This is a genomic window from Paraburkholderia sp. SECH2 (genome assembly GCF_030464795.1).
GTDB classification, from domain to species: Bacteria; Pseudomonadota; Gammaproteobacteria; order Burkholderiales; family Burkholderiaceae; genus Paraburkholderia; species Paraburkholderia aspalathi.
Window position 1 is genome coordinate 23,424 of sequence record NZ_JALPRH010000003.1, and the last position, 20,096, is coordinate 43,519.

A 20,096-nucleotide genomic window follows, 5' to 3' on the forward strand; every position below is an offset into this window, starting at 1 on the left:
TGCTTTTGGCGATTGTTTATAAGGATTACAGATTGAATTGGCGAGCTGGAAAATCGGACTTTAATCTGATCGGTTGGACGAGCTGAGCGTGCCACCCAAAATCCGCCAGATTGATAGCGAGAGCAAAATTGATGAATTTGACACATGTCCGTCGCGAAACCTAGACTCGCCTGCATACATTTCAGGCGGGGACGACATGGGCAACATCCACAAGCCAGCTGCGATTTGCAGCCAGGCGCCGGGGAGTAACACCACGAGACTTACCCTGCCGGAAATGCTGGCTGCTCGTGCAGCCCGAAACCCGCACGCACCGCTTTTCTCTGATCGCTCGACGCAATGGACCGGCGCCGAGGCACTCGATATCGCTACGCGCCGTGCAGGTTCGCTGGCCGTTCAAGGCGTGGGACGCGGTGACCGTGTGGCGCTGCTTTGCACGAATCGCAGCGAGTTCATGGAAATCATTCTGGGCTGCGCGTGGCTCGGCGCGATCGCAGTTCCGATCAATACGGCTTCGCGCGGCTTGCAACTCGAACACATTCTGCGCAACTCTGGCGCACGGCTGGTCGTTGCCGAAACTCATCTCGTCGACGCCGTTTACGCACTCGATCCCGGCGACCTGGCAGTCGAATCTGTATGGCTGATTGGGCAAGAGCCGAGCGCAGCGCCGGCATACAGCGTTCGGTCTGTGCCGTTGCCGCTGCGGAGTGAACCGGTCGCAGCCGCAGAGCTTGCCGATAGCGATCCGCTCGCGATTTTGTACACGTCGGGGACGTCGGGATTGTCAAAGGGCGTGATCTGTTCGCACGCGCAGTTTTATTGGTGGGGCAGGCACACGGCAGATTATCTCGGCGTCACGGCCGGCGATGTGCTCTATACGTGCCTGCCACTCTTCCATACGAATGCACTGAACTTCTTCTTTCAGGCGCTCACGCACGATGCCGAGCTTGTCGTCGATCGTCGCTTTTCGGCGAGTGGTTTCTTCGACGCGCTCGTTGAGACCAAAGCGACCATCACATCCGTGCTGGGTGCGATGGTGCCGATTCTGCTCAGCCGCGCTGTGTCTCCGAACGAACGCGCACATAGGGTGCGCATTGCGCTAGCGCCGGGCGTGCCGGGCCAGTTCCAGCATGAGTTCACCGAGCGTTGTGGAATTGCATTGCTGGACGGTTACGGTTCGACGGAAACGAACTTTGTGATCGGCGCCCACATCGACGCACAGCGTCCCGGCTTCATGGGCAAACTTACGGAGGGTTTCGATGCGCGCGTCGTCGACGAGCACGACCATCCTGTCCCGGACGGCGAGGCTGGCGAGCTGATTGTCCGGGCGGACGAGCCATGCGCGCTCGCGAGTGGCTACTTCGGCATGCCGGAGAAGACAGTCGAAGCGTGGCGCAATCTGTGGTTTCACACCGGGGATCGCGTGGTACGCGAAGCAGACGGCTACTACCGTTTCATCGACCGGCAGAAGGACGCGATCCGGCGGCGTGGTGAGAACATTTCGTCCTATGAAGTTGAGCAGGCTCTGCTGAGCCATCCATCGGTTGAAATCGCCGCGGTATTCGCTGTGCGCTCCGAACTCGCCGAAGATGAAGTGATGGCCTCACTCGTGCTGTGCGATAACGCGACGCTGGAGCCACTGGACCTGATCCAGTACTGCGAGCCACGTCTGCCGTACTTCGCCGTGCCGCGCTTTCTTGACTTCGTGCGCGAGCTGCCGAGAACGGAAAACGGCAAGATCCAGAAATACAAACTGCGCGAGGCCGGTGTGACAGAGAGCACGTGGGACCTCGAAAAATCCGGCTACCGGCTCAAGCGTTCCTAGCGGCATAGCCTGGCGAGCTACTCATCTGCACCATCAGCCTGGCGCGTTCACGCTCAGCCGTTTCGCAGTCGATAAGTCGTCGCACCAGCCCAATATCGTGCCGCGCTGCGGCATACCGGAGGCAGTATGGCAAGCACGCAAACCTTTCCCGCGCCTGACGTACAAGCCGTCAGCGGTGGGATCGATCAGAAGTCGTTGCGGCGCATAGTCATGGCGTCGGTCGCAGGCAACGCGCTCGAATGGTATGACTTCTTTCTCTACAGTACTGCGGCCGCGCTGGTGTTCGGCGAACTGTTTTTTCCGAAAGGAACCGACCCGTTGATCGGAACGCTTGCCGCGTTCGCAGGCTTTGCCGTCGGTTTTGCCGCGCGGCCGTTCGGCGGCGTACTGTTCGGCCACATCGGCGATCGCTACGGACGCAAGGGCGCTCTCGTGTGGACGCTATCGATCATGGGCGGCGCGACGTTTTTGATCGGCCTGTTGCCGACCTATGCCCAGGCCGGGCTGTGGGCGCCGGCGCTCCTTCTCGTGCTGCGCGTGCTGCAAGGTGTCGCGTCAGGCGGTGAATGGGGCGGTGGTGTATTGATGATCAGCGAGTCGGCGCCGCCAGAAAAGCGCGGCATGTACGCCTCCTGGAGCCAGATCGGTGTGGGCGGCGGCTTTGTGTTGTCGGCCGCGGTTTTCTTTCTCGTGCAAAAGCTGCCACACGACACGTTCATGAGCTGGGGCTGGCGCGTGCCGTTTCTGCTATCGATTGTGATCTTCGGTGTCGGCGTCTACATCCGCTCGAGGTTGCCGGAAAGCACTGAATTCGCGAAGGCAGCGGCGGCGGGCAAGACGACGCACACGCCCGTGCTCGAAGCGATCCGCCGCCACCCGAAGGAGTTGCTGATCGCAATGGGCCTGCGCGTGGCCGAGAACGGCGGCTCTTATATCTTCCTTGCTTTCTCACTTGTGTATGGGAAGTTCATCGGCGTGCCGAGTTCGGTCATGCTCGCGGGGGTGATGGTGTCGATGACCGTCGAGCTGGGCATGATGCTGGTGTGGGGCCGGTTATCCGATCGCATCGGCCGCAAGCCCGTGTACATGATCGGCGCGGTGGGGCTAATCGTCATTGCGCTGCCGTTCTTCTGGCTGATCGACACGAAGGTGCCGGGGCTCATCTGGCTTGCTTTCCTGCTGGCCAATGGCGTGTGTCATGGTGCGATGATCGGGACCCAGCCGAGCCTGATGGGCGAACTGTTCAGCACGGAGGTCCGTTATTCAGGCATGGCGCTGGGCCACGAGATCGCCTCCGTATTCGCGGGCGGCCTCTCGCCGCTCGTGGCCACCGCGCTGCTCGCGAAGTACCACGCGGCGTGGCCGGTTGCGCTGATGCTCATGGCGATGGGTGCGATTACCGTCGTGGCGCTTCTCTGTGCGCGGGAAACAGCGCAACGCTCCGCACGCTAAAGGGGAAATCGATCATGCAGTCACGCGACCATGCCGGGGTATTGCTTTGCGGCGGGGTGGAAGTTCCCTATCGCCGCCAGGCGCCGGAAGGCACGACAGGCGATCTGCTCGCGGAGGCGTTCTCCGCGGCGCTGGCGCAATCAGGCTTTGCCGCCCATGAAGTAGACGGGCTGGGAGTGGCATCGTTCACCCTTGCTCCGGATCACGCGATCGACGTTGCCTGGCGCCTTGGGTTCTCGCCACGCTGGTGCATGGACGACTGTCACGGCGGCGCCAGCGCAATCAACCTGCTGCAACATGCAGTGCGCGCGATCCAGTGCGGCGACGCCAACGTGATCGTGCTCGTATCGGGGGATCGCTTCGAGCCGGCAGATTTCAAGCAACTCGTCGACCATTACAACCTGACGACGCGCACCTGGCTGCGGCCCCTCGAAAGCGGTGGGCCGAACGCGCTGTTCGCGATGATGACGCAGTTGCATGCGCAACGTTACGACCTGTCGCGCGCGGATTATGGTGCGCTGTGTGTCGCGCAGCGGGCGTGGGCGTCGCGCAACCCGCAAGCTGTCTATCGTGCACCGCTGACCGTCGAGGCGTATCTGGATGCGCCGCTTATAGCTGAACCGCTAGGACGCTTCGACTGCGTGCCGGTCGTCAGCGGCGCGAACGCGATCGTTATCGCGCGAGCCGACCTCGCGAAGCACGACCGGCACGTCGCGGTGCGTGCGCTGCGCTGCAGCTATAACCCCGATCACCAGATGGGCGATGGATTGCAGACGTCGCTTGCCGCACTTGCACCGACTCTGTGGCGCGACGCAGGCATGACGCCCGCCGACATGGATCTCGTGTCCGTGTACGACGATTATCCGGTGATGGTGCTCGTTCAATTGGCGGACCTCGGCTTCGCGCCGGACGGCGACATGCGTGCGCTGATCGCGCGCATTGCGTCGGAAGAATTGCCGGTCAATACGTCGGGTGGACAACTTTCGGCAGGGCAGGCGGGCGCGGCTGGTGGAATGCACGGGCTTGTCGAAGCCCTGACACAGTTGCGCGGTGAGGCCGGCGAGCGGCAGGTAGCGGGTGCCCGGCGGGCGCTCGTCAGCGGCTATGGCATGGTCGAGTATCGCTACGGTATGTGTGCGAATGCGGTGGTGCTTGAAGCTTTCGATCGAGGCGCGCAATGAGCATAAAAGTTTTCCGCTGTACGCACTGCGGCACCACGCTATTTCCGGCTCGCTACCTGTGCCCGTCTTGTGGGGGCGCCGAGTGGTCGGCGCTCGACGCAGAGGGCGGCACCGTGAAGGCGGCGACCGCCGTCCGGCATCGAGTGGGCGCGGATAACAGCGTTGACATCCACCTGGCGAGCGTTGCCACAGAAGCGGGACCGATTGTCATCGCGCGTCTCGACTCTCCTGTGGAAACCGGTGATGCAGTCAGTCTCGCGCTGGATGCACAACACCGGATCGTTGCCCGACGCGGTTGACATGCCGCCGCGCGGCCGCTTTCGCGAGGCGGCGCGGCGTTACTAGCCGTTCAGTTACACCACCCTAAAAAACGCTCACCGGGAATTGGAGAATTCATGAAAAAGCTGCTTGCCTGTTCATTCGGTATCCTATCAATTTGTCAGGTGGCGCATGCGCAGAGCAGCGTCACCATCTACGGCATCATTGACGATGGTCTCACCTGGTCCAGCAACCAGGGCGGGCACAGCGCGTGGCAAATGCAAGGCAGTATCTCGCAAGGCAATCGGTGGGGGATGAAAGGCGTCGAGGACCTCGGCGGCGGCACTTCCGCGCTGTTCCGGCTGGAGAACGGCTTTAACGTCAACAACGGCGCGCTCAGCCAGGGCGGGCGCGAGTTCGGCCGCCTCGCTTACGTGGGGCTGTCGAACGACCGTTACGGTACGCTGACGCTCGGTCGCCAGGGTGAGGCGATTGGCGACTATATCGGCGCGCTGTCGGCTAACGGAACCTTGCCCGGCGGGATACTGTTCCCGCATCCGGGGGATCTCGACAACAACGGCATCGACTTTCGTCTGCAAAACGCGGTTAAGTACGTGTCGCCGACCTTCGCGGGTCTCACAGGTGTCGGCATCTACAGTTTCGGCGGCGCGCCGGGCAACTTCGCCAGCAACAGCGCGAAGTCGTTTGCACTGCAATACGCGACCGGCAATCTCCAGCTCGTCGGCGCGTATACGTCGATCGATCATCCGGCTACGGCAGTGCCGGACGGCGTCTGGACAGCCGGGAACACAGTGGATGGTAACTACGGTCTCGCGGCGGGCAGCTACAAGGTGTTCGGTGTCGCGGCGTCCTATGGGATGGGACCCGCGCGCATCACGGCGGACTGGACCCACACACAGTTCGGCAATCTCGACCCCAGTCTGGGTGCGAAGATCGGTGGGCACGTGACCTTCAACATCGCTGAAATCGTGGGCAGCTATATGATCACCCCCGCGTTGCAGCTCGGCGTCGCGTATAGCTATACAGAAGGCAACGTGTCCGCAACCGGGCAAGCCCCGCACTATCACGAGGCAGACGCCAGCGCGGACTATTTCCTGTCGAAGTCGACCGATGTCTACGCGAGTGCGACTTACATGCGAGCGGGGGGCGGCGCGGTTGCCGATCTCGCTCCCGTGCTGGCGGCGTCGAGCTCGGCCAACCAGGTGGCATTGCGGCTCGGGATTCGAAAGAAATTCTGAGTTTCGGGCGGGACTGTATCCGCTCTAGCGGTAACCACGACCGAACGCATATCTTCGGTTGAATGAGCACGAAGCTGGCCTGCGCTTCCAGGTCAGCTCACAATGAAAAAGACAGTGCGACCAGAGCCACAACTCGTCAAGCGTCTGTTTGCAAACAGCGCTCTCGTCGCCCGATCATACGACCCCACCATCACTTGACGCGTCTACAATAATGACCGGCGCCGCCGTTCCGCATTGGCGTGGACGGCGTGGCCCCTGCGCGCGCCAGGCCGCTATTTTCATTTCAGACAGTTCCTGATCGGCGACCGCCCCATGCGTTTGCAAGAAGTACGGGCGTGTAATCGTCACGCCGGTGATCTTTAAGAGCAAGGAATCCATTGTGGTGGACTTCAACGACGTTGACCTGAACCTCCTGCGTGTCTTTCAGGCAATTCTGGAGGAGCGCAGCCTGACGCGTGCCGGGCAGCGGCTGGGTCTGTCACAGCCCGCGGTCAGTTACTCGCTCGGGAGGCTTCGCTCGCTCTTCGACGATCCGCTCTTTGTGCGCACCACCGGGGAGATGCTGCCCACCCCAACCGCGACGGAGCTGTCTGCACCTGTCAATCGGGCGATCTCTTCGCTACGCGAAGTATTCCGTCATGGCGACCGCTTTGACCCGGCTGCCAGCAGCCGGGAATTTCATCTCTCGATGTCCGACGTTGGCGAGCAGGTTTTTCTGCCGATTCTGTGCACCAAGCTTCAGCAAACCGCGCCGTTCGTCAGGCTCTCGGTGCAGCAGATTCCCATCGCTGACGCTGAAGAAAGGCTCAGGCTCGGGCAACTGGATTTTGCAGTCGGCAATATGCCGGCCCTCAAGCTGACGACACAATACGCGCTGCTGTTTCATGAGCCTTATGTTTGCATGACGCGTAAGCGCACAGGCTTGCCTGCCAGACAGATCTCCCGTGAGAAATTTCTTTCCCTGTCGCACATTTCCGTTGGATCGAGCGAGAGCAGCCATCGCAACATAGAACACCTGCTGCAGGCGGAAGGTTTGCACCGGAGAATCGCGTTACGTGTGCCTCACTTCACGGTTGTCCCGCAGATCATCCGGCGCACGGATTGGATGGTCACGTTGCCGCTGAGGGTGGCGCGCCTGTTCAACGAGCGAGGCGAGTTTGTTATCTATCCACTCCCAGTCCAAATCCCGGAAGTGGAAGTTACCGTGCATTGGCACGATGCATTCGAGTCGGAGGAGGGCAATCGCTGGCTCCGCTCGGTGATTATCGATAGCCTTCACGAAGATTGATAGCACACGGTCGTCATAAACGATTTTATGCACGGTTCGAATTTGATTGATTAGGCTGACTCTCCTTCGCCACCTATACTGGGCTGCATTGAAAGACGCACTTCGGTGTCGACTAATCCACGAGTCTGGATGAGTCCACACATGAAGGATTGGGCTGAAAGTCCTTGCGGGCATCTGCATTGCATAAATCTGGAAGGTAGAGAGACGCCATGGCTGAGCGGTCGTTTGTCGAAGAGGTGAAGAAGCTGCGTCTGGGTGCAGGCGAACTATTCAGCGGCGAGGGCATCCTGGCCGTGACCAAGGCGCTGCTGGAATCCGGAGTCGCGTACGTGGGCGGCTATCAGGGGGCGCCCATTTCACACCTGATGGACGTGCTGGCTGACGCGCAAGACATCCTCAGCGATCACGGCATCCGCTTCGAGAATAGTGCGAGCGAGGCCACGGCTGCCGCGTCGCTGGCCGCGTCGGTCAACTATCCGTTGCGCGGGGCCGTGACGTTCAAGGCGACGGTTGGCACCAACGTCGCCTCTGACGCGCTTGCGAACCTGGCGTCGGGTGGCGTGACGGGCGGCGCGCTCATCATCGTTGGCGAAGACTACGGCGAAGGTTCATCGATCATGCAGGAGCGCAGTCACGCGTTCGCGATGAAGTCGCAGATCTGGCTGCTGGACCCGCGGCCGAACTTGCCTTGCATCGTGCAGGCGGTGAAAGACGGTTTTGATTTGTCGGAGGCGAGTCATACGCCGGTCATGCTGCAACTGCGCATCCGCGCTTGCCATGTGCATGGCCAGTTCATTGCCTCGGACAATCGCCGCGCGGCGTTCTCGATCAAGGACGCACTCGAAAACCCGAGCCGCGATGTTAACCGTATCGTGCTGCCTCCCGCGAGTTTTATGCATGAACGCGAGAAAATTCATGAGCGCTGGCCGGCCGCGGTCAAGTTCATCGAAGAGCGGCAACTCAACGAGTTCTTCTCGGCGGACGCTGGCGAGATTGGCATCGCAATGCAGGGTGGCAGCTACAACACGGTTATGCGCGCGTTAGAACGCCTCGGCCTCGCTGACGTGTACGGCGATTCGGAAATCCCGCTGTACGTGATGAACGTTGCGTATCCGCTCATCGATTCCGAATGGGAGCGCTTTTGCGAAGGCAAGCGTGCCGTGCTGGTGATCGAAGAAGGCCAGCCGAATTTCGTCGAGCAGAATGCCAGTTCGATTCTGCGGCAGTGCGGTTCGACCGTGGCGTTGCACGGCAAGGACATGCTGCCGCTTGCTGGTGAGTACAACACTGCGACCGTGCTCAAGGGCTTGCGTGCATTCTTCGAGCGCTATGGCGTGCTCGAACCGCAACCTGTTCCCCGGAAAGTCATTCCGGTATTGGCCGTCTCTTCCACGCCTCTCGCGATGGCGGAGCCCGCTGAAGCGGTGGAAGCTGAGCTCACTCTGCTCGATCCCGTCGCGGCGCTCGACGCTAATGTGCATGCGCGTCCACCCGGGTTCTGCACCGGCTGTCCGGAGCGCCCGATCTTTACGGCGATGAAGCTCGTCGAACGTGAACTCGGCGCGCATCATGTGAGCGCCGACATCGGTTGCCATCTGTTTTCGATTCTGCCTCCGTTTAACCTGGGCGCGACGACCATGGGCTATGGTCTCGGCAGCGCGAGTGCTTCCGCGCTCAACGCGAGCGCTGACAAGCGCGCGATCTCTGTGATGGGGGACGGTGGTTTCTGGCATAACGGGCTCACGAGCGGTATTGCGAACGCGGTGTTCAACAGGAGTGACAACCTGACGATTGTGGTCGACAACAGCTACACGTCGGCCACGGGCGGCCAGGACATTCTGTCGTCGACAGCACTCAATCCGACGCGCAGCACCGGTCACGAGATAGAGCAGGCGGTACGCGGGGTCGGCGTGAAGTGGGTGAAGACGGTGCGTCGTACTTATGACCTGAAGACGATGATGGCGACGCTGAAGGAAGCGCTTACCACCAGCTCGAAAGGACCCAAGGTGCTGATCGCGCAGAGCGAATGCATGCTGAACAAGCAGCGCCGTGAAAAACCGAAGACCCGCAAGGCGATTGCCGCGGGCGAGCGCGTAGTGCGCGAGCGCTTCGGTGTCGACTCTGACACCTGTACTGGCGACCACTCGTGCATCCGCTTATCCGGCTGTCCGTCGCTGTCGATCAAGCCGAATCCCGATCCGCTTCGTACCGATCCGGTTGCGAGCGTGCTTGACAGTTGCGTCGGTTGCGGGCTATGCGGTGAGGTATCGCATGCAGCTGTCTTGTGCCCCTCGTTCTATCGCGCGCAGATCGTCAGCAATCCGACGCGTGTCGACAAGCTGCGTCAACGAGTACGCAATGTGGTGATCGGCTGGCTGCAACGTCGTGATGCTCAGCGTCGCGCACGCCTCGCGTTCTGATTCAGGAAGGAAATAGATGAGCAACGCTCAGCCCATCAAGGTTGCCGTTCTCGCCATGGGTGGCGAAGGCGGCGGGGTGCTGGCCGACTGGATTGTCGATCTCGGCGAGCACAACGGTTACTACGCGCAGACCACGTCGGTGCCGGGCGTCGCGCAACGGACCGGTGCAACGATCTATTATGTCGAACTGTTCCCGCGCGACTTGACCGACTCGAACAGCCGCACGCCGGTACTCGCGCTGATGCCGTTGCCCGGAGATGTTGACGTCGTGCTCGCGTCTGAGCTTATGGAGGCTGGGCGCGCAGTGCAGCGTGGTCTCGTAACGGCGGACCGCACGACGCTGGTGACGTCCACGCACCGCGTCTATTCGATCGCTGAAAAGGCTGCAATGGGCGATGGCCGCGTGGACAGCGATACGTTGATCGCCCACGCGAAGCAGGCGGCAAAGCGCTTCGTCCGCTTCGACATGGCAGAGGCCGCCGAGACGACTGGCAGTTTGATCAGCGCGGTGCTGTTCGGCGCGCTGGCCGGAACGGGCGTGCTGCCCTTTAGCCGCAAGCAGTTCGAGGAAACGATCGAGCGTGGCGGTGTCGGTGTGAAGCCGAGTTTGCGCGCGTTCGACCTGGCCTATCTTCGCGGTGGGGCTGATGAAGCAACAGAAGGCGCGAAGGCCGAGGTTGTACCGCCGGCTGTGCCCAGCCATCCGGTGGCCGTGAAACTGCTCGCACGCGTGCTGGCCGAATTGCCGCCCGAGGCGCAGACCTTCGCGATCGAAGGGGTGCGTCGCCTGATCGACTACCAGGACTCCACTTACGCAGCGTTCTATCTGGATCGTCTCTCCGAACTGCGCCGTGCGCTGCCCGTCGACGACGCGACGCTGCTGCGCGAAACCGCGCGTTATCTCGCGCTGTGGATGTCGTACGAAGACACCATCCGTGTCGCTGACCTCAAGACGCGCGGCTCGCGCTTCGAACGGGTGCGCGGCGAAGTGCGCGCCGGGGAGAATCAGCTGCTCGCGATCAACGAGTTCATGCACCCGCGTATCGAGGAAATCTGCGAAACGCTGCCGGCTGCGCTTGGCCGTTGGCTCACCCGGCCGCATTGGGTACATCGTTTGGTGCGACGGTTTGCACGGTCGGGACGCGTCGTGACAACGAGTTCGTTGCGCGGCTATCTGACGCTGTATGCGGTTTCGCGTCTGCGCGGCATGCGCCGCAGCACGCTACGCTACCAGCTGGAGAACGCGCGCATTGAAGATTGGCTGGAGCGAATCATCGAGGCAGCGAAGCTGAATCCGGCGCTCGCCATCGAGGTCGCGCAGTGCCAGCGTCTCGTGAAGGGCTACAGCGACACGCACGCGCGCGGCCTGAAGAACTACCAGACGGTGATGGCGGCGGTCGTCAAGGCGGGCGCGAGAATTGCGCCTGCCACGCTGCGCGAATTGCGCGACGCCGCTCTCGCCGATGAACACGGCAACCGGCTGCGTGAAACGCTGCGCCGGTACGCTCTTGCATAAGTGCGACTGGAACGAGCGAAGTGCTTGCTCCGTATGCGTGTAATAGCTTCTCAGCCAAGGAGATTAACCGATGCATTCCGCTCTTAGTGAACTAGCTTCCGGCCTTGCTCGTGGAGATGTGCGAGTGGTCGACCTCACGCAGATACTGTCACCGGAGTTTCCCGCGCTTCAACTCCCTCCGCAGTTCGGGCAGGTGTGGGCGTTCAAGATGGAAACGATCAGCCACTATGACGAGAAGGGGCCGGGCTGGTACTGGAACAATTTCTCCTGTGGCGAGCATACGGGAACGCATTTCGATGCGCCTGTGCACTGGGTAACTGGAAAGGATCATCCGCATAACTCGGTCGATACGATCGATGCACACAACTTCGTGGCGCCGGCGGTCGTAGTCGATGCGAGCGCGGAGGTCGCTGGGAATTCGGACTGGCTGCTGACTTCCGACTATCTCAGGAGGTGGGAAGAGCAACACGGCCGGATACCTGCGGGCGCGTGGGTTCTATTCCGTACCGACTGGTCAAAGCGTACCGATCCGGCTGAATTTCTAAGTCTGAGAGACGATGGGGCGCACACGCCGGGTCCAACGCAGGAAGCGGTGGAGTGGATGATTCACGAACGCGACGTTCATGGTTTTGGCGTGGAGACAATCAACACCGACGCGGGGCAGGCTTATGCCTGGCCAATCCCTTACCCGTGCCATACGTTAATGCACGGCGCAAATCGCTACGGTCTTCAATGCTTGACCAACCTCGATCTTCTGCCGCCGGTCGGCGCGATCATCGTTTCGGCTCCGCTTAAGATTAAGGATGGCTCAGGCAGTCCGCTTCGAGTACTTGCTTTGGTGGCGAGTTAGGTTGATGAGGTAAATCCGTTCCGAACGGCGACGCGGTTGCTGCCTTCCCGCGTCACGCATCGTTCAGTGAAGTAACCGTCGGCCTTTGTAACGGAGCGCTCCGCTGTACCACCGGTTGCGGGCCCGCAGCGTCAATCGCGATCGCGTTCCGCCTGCAGCATCTTGAGTCGCGTCTGCCCGTCCGGCGTGAAGTGCGTGCCGAAGCGCACCAGTCCGCTCTGACGCAACTGGCAACCCAACGTGAAGCTGAGCAGCATGCCGGGTTCGGTATCCTCGATATCGATAGTGATCGATTCAAGGCGCGGTTCGTATTTCAACAGCGTCACTTCGATGGCATGTTTGAGCTTGTGCGCGGACGATGGCAGATGCCGATAGATCTCCGACAGATCGTCGAGTCCGTAATCGGGTAAGTGTGCGAGTCCATTGCGACGGCTGTTCAGGATGCGTTGGATGTTGTCCTGTACGGAGAAGAAGGTCTGTGTTTGCGCATCGAAGTCGTCGACGACCGTGCCGTTTGCGAAGTGCCCGGTCACCAACTCGAAGAGCCCTGGTCCCCCACGCGTCATGTCAGCGCCTCCGCTGCGTCATCGAACTCCACGGTGATGCCGTCGTCATCCGAGAGCGACAGCCGGATCGCCCGCGGAAGCTTCCCACCAGATGTCGCGCGCGGCAGACGATGTCTTGCGATCCGCACCAGCAATTCCCGCGAGAGCACAGGCAGGATCTGCTGATCGAGCAGGCTGTCGATGTTGCGTGCGCCGGAGTCAGGCAACTGGCACGCGTGCGCGAGTTCGCTCACCAGTGCATCGTTGCAGACGAGTGGCACGCCGAAGCGGCGCTCGATGCGCCGTGCTACCTTGTCGAGTTTCATCCGCACGATTGACGCTAACGCCGCGTCCGACAGCGGCCGGTACACGACCGTCTGGAAGCGCGCGAGCAGTGCCGGCTGGAAGTGCTCGATCAGCAGCGGGCGGATTGCTTCCATCAACATGCCGGTGCTCAGTTCGCCGCCGGCTTCGGCGACAGCGTCTCTGGCCGCCATGATCTGCTCGCTGCCGAGATTCGACGTCATCAGGATCACCGTATTGCGGAAGTCGATGATGCGGCCTTCACCGTCGCGCATGAAGCCGCGGTCGAACACCTGATAAAAGAGGTTCAACACGTCGCGATGGGCTTTCTCGACTTCATCGAGCAGGATCACGCTATATGGGCGTTGTCGGACGGCTTCCGTGAGTACGCCACCCTGGCCATACCCGACGTATCCCGGCGGAGAGCCTTTGAGCTGTGAGACGGTATGGGCTTCCTGGTATCGCGTTCACTCGATCGAGCAGCATGGGGACAATGTCGACGTGTATTCGGTCGATACCGTTCAGGGCTTCGAGGCGGGATCGGGCCAGCGCTTCGAGTACGCGCCGTTCGCTTCGTTCCGTCATCGCGGCGGCATGCTGCGCCACGAAATGCCCGAACGGTATTTCCATACGCGTGTGCGACGCGGGCCATCGGGACGGTTCGACACATGGGTGGTCCTCGGCGGCCACGCCTGGGAGAATCAGGTGACGTTGCCGAAGGAAACGCTGTCACTGTCGGTGACGGGCACTAACGGGCTGTTGCCGCGCAAGGGCCTTCGCGAAGCGGGTATCACCCGCATGCGCAGCGGCTTCACGAACATTGGCTCGGTGCGCAATCTGACTGCGCCGACGTTACCGGTGTACCCGCCAACCGGCGACCGCTTCCAGTGGCGCGTGCTGTCGCATCTCGCGCCGAACTACCTGTCGCTGCTGAACCCGGAAATTCTGCGCGGCGCGCTCGCGTTGTACGACTGGACCGAGGGCGAGATGAACAAACGCCGCATCGATGCCATCACCGACGTGCAGCACCGGCTGTTGCAGAAGCTCGTGAAGGGCGGGCTGCAGCGTGGCGTTGAAATCGAGGTGACGCTCGACAGCAACCGGTTTGCCGGCGAGGGCGACATCGAACTGTTTGGTGGGATGCTCAACCGTTTTCTTGGGCTGTACGCGACGTTGAACCTGTTCACAAAGCTCGTGATTGTGTCGCAGCCCACTGGCCGCCGCATTGAATGGCCGGATACGAAGGGCGAAGGAGCACCGTTTTGAACGCACCGAGCAAGGAGTTTCCGTCATACGCGGACCGGCAGTTGCTGCCGGCGCTGCTCGACGATGCGACGCGGATGAACTTCTTCCGCTTCTGCGAGCTGATCGAACTTGCCGCTCCCGACAAGCCGCCGCTGGGTGCGAGCGATTCGCCCGCTACAGAGCCAGTGCGGTTTCGATCGCGGGCGCGGATCGGATTTCCGAACCGTGAAATCGACGCGGTCGAATACGATCTGGACAACCCGTCGGCGCCACCGGCCGTTCGCACGACGTTTCTTGGCCTGTACGGGGTCGACGCGCGCATGCCGTCGTATTTCGTCGAAGAAGTCGCGCAGAACCGCGACGGCGCCGACCCGATGTCGAGTTTTCTTGACCTTTTCCATCACCGGGTCGTTACGCAGTACTACCGCGTGTGGCGAAAGTATCGTTACCCGGCCGGCTTCAGGAGCGGGGGCACCGACGAGATTTCGCGCTATCTGCTGAGCTTCCCGGGACTCGGCATTGGCACATCGGAGATCGCACAGGCGGTCGGCCCGCGCAAGCTGTTGTCGATGCTCGGGCTTGCGGGTCAGAAGACGCGCACGGCTGAAGGACTGAAGGGTGTGCTGCAGCATGCCGTGCCTGATGCACGCATCACGGTGGAGGAGTTCCATCCTGTATGGATCCGCGTAGACGATTACTCGCCGGGAGCGTTGGGTGAGGGCTGTCTGCTTGGCCGCGGTTTTTATGACCGGGCCAATGCTGTGCGCGTGATCATTACACCCCAGACGCGTGAATCGGTGCTCGGACTGATGCCGGGGCGGACCCATCATCATGAACTCATGGCGCTGCTGCGCTTTTACCTGGGCTATGAGGCGAGGGCGCACCTGGAAATGCACGTCAGTGCGGAGCTCATGCCGGCCCAGCAACTGAATTCAGATCAGGTCAGCTTGGGTTACACCACCCAGTTGGCGCAGCCCCGCAGGCACGATTCTGTCGCTGCAGTCACGCGCGTGCAGCTTGGCGAATGGACAGGGGGCAGCGAACGACGTGCCAACGAGGAGCGTGCGACGCACGGGCGCGGTATTTAACGGATATGGAACACAAAAGGATCAACAGAATGAAGCGACAGCTTCGAATCGGCGCAGCGGCGTTAGCCGTGCTTGCCGTCGCAGGCTGCGGCGTAGGGCAGGCAGTGAAGGACAGTACAGTGGACGCAGCGAAATGGGCGTTCACGACGCAGGTCAAGACCATGAACATGGATCTCGTCAGCCGGTCGTCACTAAACGCAAACGGCGCGGGGCAATCATTGTCGACGGTGGTGCGGATCTATCAACTGAAAACACCGCAGGCCTTCCAGCAACTCGACTACACGCAGTTGCAGACAAATGACCTTGCGGCGCTGAAGGCCGATCTGCTCGCGACCAAAGATGTCGTCCTGCGTCCGGAGGCGAGCGCGAGCATCAGTGAGCCAATGAGCAGTGATGCGGCGTACGTCGGCGTGGTCGCGTTCTTCCGCGACGCCGGCAAAGACTCGTCGTGGAAGCTGGTGATTCCGAAAAAGCAGTGGAAGAAGACGGACCCGGTGAAGATCGAGGCGCGCGACAACACGCTAAATCTCGTTGGTGCGACGGATGACACGATCAAGCGTAACGCGCCGCAGCAGAGCGTGCCGAATCCACCGAAGCCGAAACCGGCGGTAATCACGGAGTATGGAACGCAGGCGGGGTGAGCGAACACATGCCGTTTGTGTTAGTGCGGAGCGTACGCGACGGCAGGCTACCTGTTCAACCTGGGCGGCGCGCATCGGCGCACGGTCGAGGGTAAATCCAGCCATCACCCCTATGCCCAGCAGGAATGACAGTTATGCATCCGCGCTGTCTTCTCCACCGGTTTGCATTGCCGGACGATCCCTCCTACGCACTGTGCGTTAAACATCATCAGGAAGGAGATTGTCATGTCACTTCAAGCCAGGCTCGACGCATTCAAGGCCGATTTCAAAGGCGGCAAAGCCCCATTCTTTGCACCGCCGGAAATCCATCCGATCATGGAACGTGCGACGGCCGAACTCGTGGCGTCCGGACAGGCCGCACGCGCTCTCAAAGCAGGCGACGTAGCACCGGAATTCATCCTCAATGATCCTGACGGCAAACCGGTGTCGTCTGTCGACCTGCTGAAGCAGGGGCCACTCGTGATCAGCTTCTACCGTGGCGTATGGTGTCCGTATTGCAATCTTGAACTGACGGCCCTTGAAGAAGCGCTGCCGTCGTTCAAGGCCGAGGGTGCAAGCCTGGTTGCGATCTCACCGCAGAATGCCGTGAACAGCCGCAAATCTGTCCGCACCAACAAGCTGAATTTCCCGATCCTGAGCGACACGCACAACGATGTGGCTGCCGCATTCGGCATCCGCTTTGCTTTGCCCGACTATCTCGTGGATCTGTACAAGAACCTCAAGAACGATCTGCCAGCGTTCAACGGGGACGACAGTTGGACGTTGCCGATGCCGGCGCGCTACGTGGTCGGGCAAGACGGAACGATCCTGTACTCGGAAGTCAACCCTGACTATACGCATCGTCCTGAGCCTCAGGATATGTTGCCGGTTCTCCGCAAGAAGGTTGTTTCGGCATCCTGATTCGGTCCTGCTTCGTTCCCGGCCGGATAACCGCCGGGAACGATTGAACAGGCAAGCCGGACCATCAACATCGAGGCAATATGAAATCACGCACTTTTCTTGTAACCGGTGCCAGCAAAGGCATCGGCAGAGCCGTCGCAGCGCGGCTGAACGCAGACGGGCACCGGGTTGTGGGACTGGCGCGTCAGGCAGACGACCCTGGCTTCCCAGGAACGCTCGTGTCTGTCGACCTGTCCGACCGCGTGAAAACGCAGGCTGTGCTCGATAGGCTTGTGGCGGAATACAAGTTCGACGGCCTGGTCAATAACGTTGGCCTCGTCAAACCGCAGAGGCTGGGCGCCATCGATCTGGACACGCTCGACTCCGTTATGTCGCTCAATCTTCATCCCGCTATACAAGCGGCGCAAGCACTCCTGCCCAATATGAGCAACCAAGGCTGGGGGCGGATCATCAACATTACGAGCCTCACTGTTCTTGGCATCGTGGAACGTACGGCTTATGCGGCCGCCAAGTCCGCCCTGGTGAGTTTTTCGCGCTCCTGGGCGCTTGAGCTGGCGACCACCGGCATCACGGTCAATTCCGTCGCGCCCGGTCCCACGGAAACCGAACTGTTCAGAGCCAACAACGCGCCAGGCAGCGAAGGGGAGCAGCGCTATCTCTCCGCCGTCCCAATGAAACGCTTCGGCAAGCCAGACGAGATTGCCGCAGCGATCACTTTCCTGCTGTCCGACGATGCTGCTTTCATTACGGGTCAAACGTTGTTTGTCGACGGCGGCGCCTCGATCGGCAAGGCTTCAATCTGAGGGCCGAATATCTCCTCGATCCAGGCGACGAAAGCGCGTGCCTTTGCACTGACCATGCGCCCACTGGGAAAAACTGCCCACAGGTCGATACCCGGCAATTCCCAGTCGGGCAGCACGCGTTTGACGGCACCACTTGCGAGTTCCGGCGTGAACATCCATTCCGAAGCGATCGCGACGCCCATGTCGGCGAGCACGGCCGCGCGTACGCCTTCCGCGGCGTTCACGCGAACGCGCCCGGTCACGACAATGGCCGTTTCCGAATTGCCTTGCCTGAACGACCACACGCTTCCGCCGCCGCCTTGCTCATACACGATCGCCTGATGCGATAGCAGATCCGCAGGAGCCCGCGGTTCGCCGGCCTTTGCGAACCATGCCGGCGTGCCGACGACGCAACGCCGACCGTGACTGACCTTGCGTGCAGTCATGTTCGAGTCGCCAAGCACCCCCATCCTGAGTGCAACGTCGATGCCGCGTTCCAGCAGATCGATGTTCTCGTCGTCGAGCACAATGTCGATGTTGAGTTCAGGGTGTCGATCAAGAAATGTCTGGAGCTGCGGAAGGATATGAATCCGCGCAAAGGTCACCGCTGCTGAAATCCTGAGACGACCCGAAATGGCGCCGGCCGATCCTCTTGCCGCAACCTCGGCCTCGTCCGCCTCTTCGATCGCCCGTTTTGCGCGCTCGTAAAATGCGTGGCCCGCTTCGGTCGGCGTCAACCCGCGCGTCGAGCGGAGCAGTAGTCGAACCGCAAGCCGCTCTTCGAGTTGCGCGATGGACTTGGAAACGGCGGGCTGCCCAACATCCAGCAGCCGCGCTGCCGCTGAAAAAGAGCCGGACTCCACCACACACACAAACGTTTCCATAGCTGTCAGTCGGTCCACGGTCGTCCCTCCTGGAACAGATGTTTGGGGTTCGTTCGTCGCACCGTCGAACACGCGCGACGAAACCTGTTTGCCGGAAGATACACCACCTCGTCACGCTGTTTTCAGTAGCGCCGGCATAGCACTCATTCCGCACAGGCATACGGTAACGCGTTCTTATCCTCAGCGCCTTCCCTTGCGCGGTAGGTCGTTCATCGATCGAGACGAAGTTCACCCGATATGCCCCAAGGGAATGACTGTTATGCGGTCGCGCTGCCTACCCTGGCTCGTTCAATTCAACGACGATGCTTCTGTGTCTGGCGAACCGCTACCAGGAGCTCGTCTGACAGCAAATCGCCGTTGTGGCTCGCTGCCGCAGTTGCAAGAGCCATCGAACGTGTTACCGCACTCGTACCGCAAGCCGGTGCTAACTGATTCGCAAGGAGTAACTCCATGAGCAAGCTGTTTTCAGCCGTCAAAGTAGGTCCTTACACGCTTTCCCATCGCGTCGCGATGGCGCCATTGACACGCATGCGTTCGGAGCCCGGCGACGTGCCGGGCGATCTGATGGTTGAGTACTACACGCAGCGCGCAACCAAAGGTGGTCTCATCGTCACGGAGGCAACCCCCGTCTCGGTGCAGGGCTACGGCTATGCAATGGCCCCGGGAATTTACTCCGACGATCAGATCGCAGGGTGGCGCCGGATCACGGATGCCGTACACGCCAAAGGCGCTCGCATCTTCCTCCAGTTGTGGCATGTAGGCCGTCAGTCTCACCCGGATCTTCAGCCAGGTGGCGCGGCGCCCGTCGCTCCGTCTGCGCTGAAAGCTGAAGGCCATGCGTATTCGGTGAACGGCGAAGTCGAATTCGCGATGCCCCGTGCGCTTGAACTGCACGAAATCCCCGCCATTATCGAGGACTTCCGCAGGGGTGCCGAGCGGGCACTGCGCGCGGGCTTCGACGGTGTCGAACTGCACGGCGCAAACGGCTACCTGCCGGACCAGTTTCTCCAGGACGGTTCGAATGCTCGCACCGACGAGTACGGTGGGCCGATTGAAAATCGCGCCCGCTTCTTCCTCGAAGTGACGGACGCACTGATTTCGGTGTGGGGCGCGAAGCGGGTTGGCGTGCGCATTGCACCGAGTGGCACCTATGGCTCGATGTATGACAGCGATCCGGAAACCACCTTCGGTTACGTGACCGAGCAGTTGGACAAGCGCGGCATCGGCTATCTCCACGTGGTCGAGCCACGCATCAAGGGCACGGAGACGATCGGCGAAGTTCATGACCCGGTCGCGTCGCGCCATCTGCGCCCGAAGTTCAGCGGCACGCTAATCGCTGCAGGCGGTTTCACGAAAGAGACTGCGGACGCGATCATCGAAGCGGGTCACGCGGACATCGTAGCGTTTGGTCGCCACTTCATCGCCAACCCCGATCTGCCCGAGCGTCTGCGGTTGAATCTGCCGCTCAACCGGTATGACCGCAGTACTTTTTATGGCGGCGACGCGCGCGGTTACACCGACTATCCGTTCCATGCTGAAACGCAGGCGGCGTAATTCTTCGCGCTACCATCTGGGTTCGAAAGGGTGGATTCCGGTACCTGACTCCCTTCACGCAAGTACGGCCTGAACGATGCAGCGACCGGCGCTAACGTAGTGCCGGTC

Annotated in this window: 16 protein-coding genes and 2 pseudogenes; 15 read left to right on the forward strand and 3 right to left on the reverse strand. The window is 61.0% G+C overall.

What is annotated here, in order from left to right:
- Positions 1-196 precede the first annotated feature (196 nt).
- From M0D66_RS07255 to M0D66_RS07295, 9 genes are all read left to right on the forward strand, one after another.
- The gene (locus M0D66_RS07255) at positions 197-1,822 is read left to right on the forward strand and encodes an ATP-dependent acyl-CoA ligase (protein ID WP_266210437.1); all 1,626 of its coding nucleotides are present in this window, start codon (positions 197-199) and stop codon (positions 1,820-1,822) included.
- Positions 1,823-1,948: 126 nt separating this feature from the next.
- The gene (locus M0D66_RS07260) at positions 1,949-3,274 is read left to right on the forward strand and encodes an MFS transporter (protein ID WP_093641488.1); all 1,326 of its coding nucleotides are present in this window, start codon (positions 1,949-1,951) and stop codon (positions 3,272-3,274) included.
- Positions 3,275-3,288: 14 nt separating this feature from the next.
- Positions 3,289-4,455, forward strand: coding sequence for a thiolase family protein (locus tag M0D66_RS07265; RefSeq protein ID WP_266210438.1), 1,167 nt, complete (start codon positions 3,289-3,291; stop codon positions 4,453-4,455).
- Complete coding sequence (locus M0D66_RS07270) at positions 4,452-4,754, forward strand: Zn-ribbon domain-containing OB-fold protein (RefSeq protein ID WP_266210439.1); 303 nt, start codon at positions 4,452-4,454, stop codon at positions 4,752-4,754. Before M0D66_RS07265 ends, M0D66_RS07270 begins: the two co-directional genes overlap by 4 nt.
- 96 nt (positions 4,755-4,850) lie before the next feature.
- Positions 4,851-5,972: a porin gene (locus tag M0D66_RS07275; RefSeq protein WP_234487961.1), complete on the forward strand. Its 1,122-nt coding sequence runs from the start codon at positions 4,851-4,853 to the stop codon at positions 5,970-5,972.
- A 379-nt stretch (positions 5,973-6,351) separates the two neighbouring features.
- Positions 6,352-7,260: a LysR family transcriptional regulator gene (locus tag M0D66_RS07280; RefSeq protein ID WP_093641477.1), complete on the forward strand. Its 909-nt coding sequence runs from the start codon at positions 6,352-6,354 to the stop codon at positions 7,258-7,260.
- A gap of 209 nt (positions 7,261-7,469) precedes the next feature.
- Complete coding sequence (locus M0D66_RS07285; protein WP_093641474.1) at positions 7,470-9,680, forward strand: indolepyruvate ferredoxin oxidoreductase subunit alpha; 2,211 nt, start codon at positions 7,470-7,472, stop codon at positions 9,678-9,680.
- Positions 9,681-9,696: 16 nt separating this feature from the next.
- Entirely contained in the window at positions 9,697-11,196 is a 1,500-nt protein-coding gene (locus M0D66_RS07290; RefSeq protein ID WP_266210440.1) for an indolepyruvate oxidoreductase subunit beta family protein, read from the forward strand.
- Positions 11,197-11,266: 70 nt separating this feature from the next.
- Positions 11,267-12,046, forward strand: coding sequence for a cyclase family protein (locus tag M0D66_RS07295; RefSeq protein WP_093641468.1), 780 nt, complete (start codon positions 11,267-11,269; stop codon positions 12,044-12,046).
- A gap of 131 nt (positions 12,047-12,177) precedes the next feature.
- Here the strand turns inward: M0D66_RS07295 and tssE are convergent, their stop codons facing one another.
- Positions 12,178-12,612, reverse strand: a complete 435-nt coding sequence (gene tssE, locus M0D66_RS07300) for a type VI secretion system baseplate subunit TssE (RefSeq protein ID WP_200653620.1) — start codon at positions 12,610-12,612, stop codon at positions 12,178-12,180.
- Positions 12,609-13,355, reverse strand: a pseudogene (locus M0D66_RS07305) (AAA family ATPase); the annotation flags it as partial. The gene tssE and the pseudogene M0D66_RS07305, both read right to left, overlap by 4 nt.
- On the opposite strand from M0D66_RS07305, the pseudogene M0D66_RS07310 reads away from it, so the two are divergent.
- The 5 genes and pseudogenes from M0D66_RS07310 to M0D66_RS07330 all read left to right on the forward strand — a co-directional run.
- Positions 13,318-14,160, forward strand: a pseudogene (locus M0D66_RS07310) (type VI secretion system baseplate subunit TssF); the annotation flags it as partial. The pseudogenes M0D66_RS07305 and M0D66_RS07310 sit on opposite strands and share 38 nt — an antisense overlap.
- A gap of 74 nt (positions 14,161-14,234) precedes the next feature.
- Positions 14,235-15,227, forward strand: coding sequence for a type VI secretion system baseplate subunit TssG (gene tssG / locus M0D66_RS07315; RefSeq protein WP_266210626.1), 993 nt, complete (start codon positions 14,235-14,237; stop codon positions 15,225-15,227).
- A gap of 29 nt (positions 15,228-15,256) precedes the next feature.
- Complete coding sequence (gene tssJ / locus M0D66_RS07320; protein ID WP_244864114.1) at positions 15,257-15,868, forward strand: type VI secretion system lipoprotein TssJ; 612 nt, start codon at positions 15,257-15,259, stop codon at positions 15,866-15,868.
- Between the two features lie 225 nt (positions 15,869-16,093).
- A complete protein-coding gene (locus M0D66_RS07325; protein WP_211708828.1) occupies positions 16,094-16,768 on the forward strand; it encodes a peroxiredoxin-like family protein in 675 nt (224 codons plus the stop codon).
- 80 nt (positions 16,769-16,848) lie between these two features.
- Complete coding sequence (locus M0D66_RS07330) at positions 16,849-17,571, forward strand: SDR family oxidoreductase (protein ID WP_200654059.1); 723 nt, start codon at positions 16,849-16,851, stop codon at positions 17,569-17,571.
- On the opposite strand, the gene M0D66_RS07335 is transcribed toward M0D66_RS07330, so the two are convergent.
- Positions 17,520-18,452 (reverse strand): LysR family transcriptional regulator, encoded by a 933-nt coding sequence (locus M0D66_RS07335; protein WP_200654058.1) that lies wholly within the window; start codon positions 18,450-18,452, stop codon positions 17,520-17,522. The two genes, M0D66_RS07330 and M0D66_RS07335, sit on opposite strands and share 52 nt — an antisense overlap.
- 432 nt (positions 18,453-18,884) lie before the next feature.
- Here M0D66_RS07335 and M0D66_RS07340 point away from each other — a divergent pair, with 432 nt between their 5' ends.
- Positions 18,885-19,988 carry an alkene reductase gene (locus tag M0D66_RS07340; RefSeq protein ID WP_266210441.1) on the forward strand — a complete coding sequence of 368 codons (1,104 nt, stop codon included), beginning with the start codon at positions 18,885-18,887 and terminating at the stop codon, positions 19,986-19,988.
- The last annotated feature ends 108 nt before the right edge of the window (positions 19,989-20,096 follow it).

What these genes read in the sequence shown, in the direction of transcription:
- M0D66_RS07270 (WP_266210439.1), top strand. Translation starts at nt 4,452, where the DNA reads ATGAGCATAAAAGTTTTCCGCTGTACGCACTGCGGCACCACGCTATTT.
- M0D66_RS07295 (WP_093641468.1), top strand. Translation starts at nt 11,267, where the DNA reads ATGCATTCCGCTCTTAGTGAACTAGCTTCCGGCCTTGCTCGTGGAGAT.
- M0D66_RS07290 (WP_266210440.1), top strand. Translation starts at nt 9,697, where the DNA reads ATGAGCAACGCTCAGCCCATCAAGGTTGCCGTTCTCGCCATGGGTGGC.
- tssJ (WP_244864114.1), top strand. Translation starts at nt 15,257, where the DNA reads ATGAAGCGACAGCTTCGAATCGGCGCAGCGGCGTTAGCCGTGCTTGCC.
- M0D66_RS07325 (WP_211708828.1), top strand. Translation starts at nt 16,094, where the DNA reads ATGTCACTTCAAGCCAGGCTCGACGCATTCAAGGCCGATTTCAAAGGC.
- tssE (WP_200653620.1), bottom strand. Translation starts at nt 12,612, where the DNA reads ATGACGCGTGGGGGACCAGGGCTCTTCGAGTTGGTGACCGGGCACTTC.
- M0D66_RS07285 (WP_093641474.1), top strand. Translation starts at nt 7,470, where the DNA reads ATGGCTGAGCGGTCGTTTGTCGAAGAGGTGAAGAAGCTGCGTCTGGGT.
- M0D66_RS07275 (WP_234487961.1), top strand. Translation starts at nt 4,851, where the DNA reads ATGAAAAAGCTGCTTGCCTGTTCATTCGGTATCCTATCAATTTGTCAG.
- M0D66_RS07330 (WP_200654059.1), top strand. Translation starts at nt 16,849, where the DNA reads ATGAAATCACGCACTTTTCTTGTAACCGGTGCCAGCAAAGGCATCGGC.
- M0D66_RS07255 (WP_266210437.1), top strand. Translation starts at nt 197, where the DNA reads ATGGGCAACATCCACAAGCCAGCTGCGATTTGCAGCCAGGCGCCGGGG.
- tssG (WP_266210626.1), top strand. Translation starts at nt 14,235, where the DNA reads ATGAACTTCTTCCGCTTCTGCGAGCTGATCGAACTTGCCGCTCCCGAC.
- M0D66_RS07265 (WP_266210438.1), top strand. Translation starts at nt 3,289, where the DNA reads ATGCAGTCACGCGACCATGCCGGGGTATTGCTTTGCGGCGGGGTGGAA.
- M0D66_RS07260 (WP_093641488.1), top strand. Translation starts at nt 1,949, where the DNA reads ATGGCAAGCACGCAAACCTTTCCCGCGCCTGACGTACAAGCCGTCAGC.
- M0D66_RS07340 (WP_266210441.1), top strand. Translation starts at nt 18,885, where the DNA reads ATGAGCAAGCTGTTTTCAGCCGTCAAAGTAGGTCCTTACACGCTTTCC.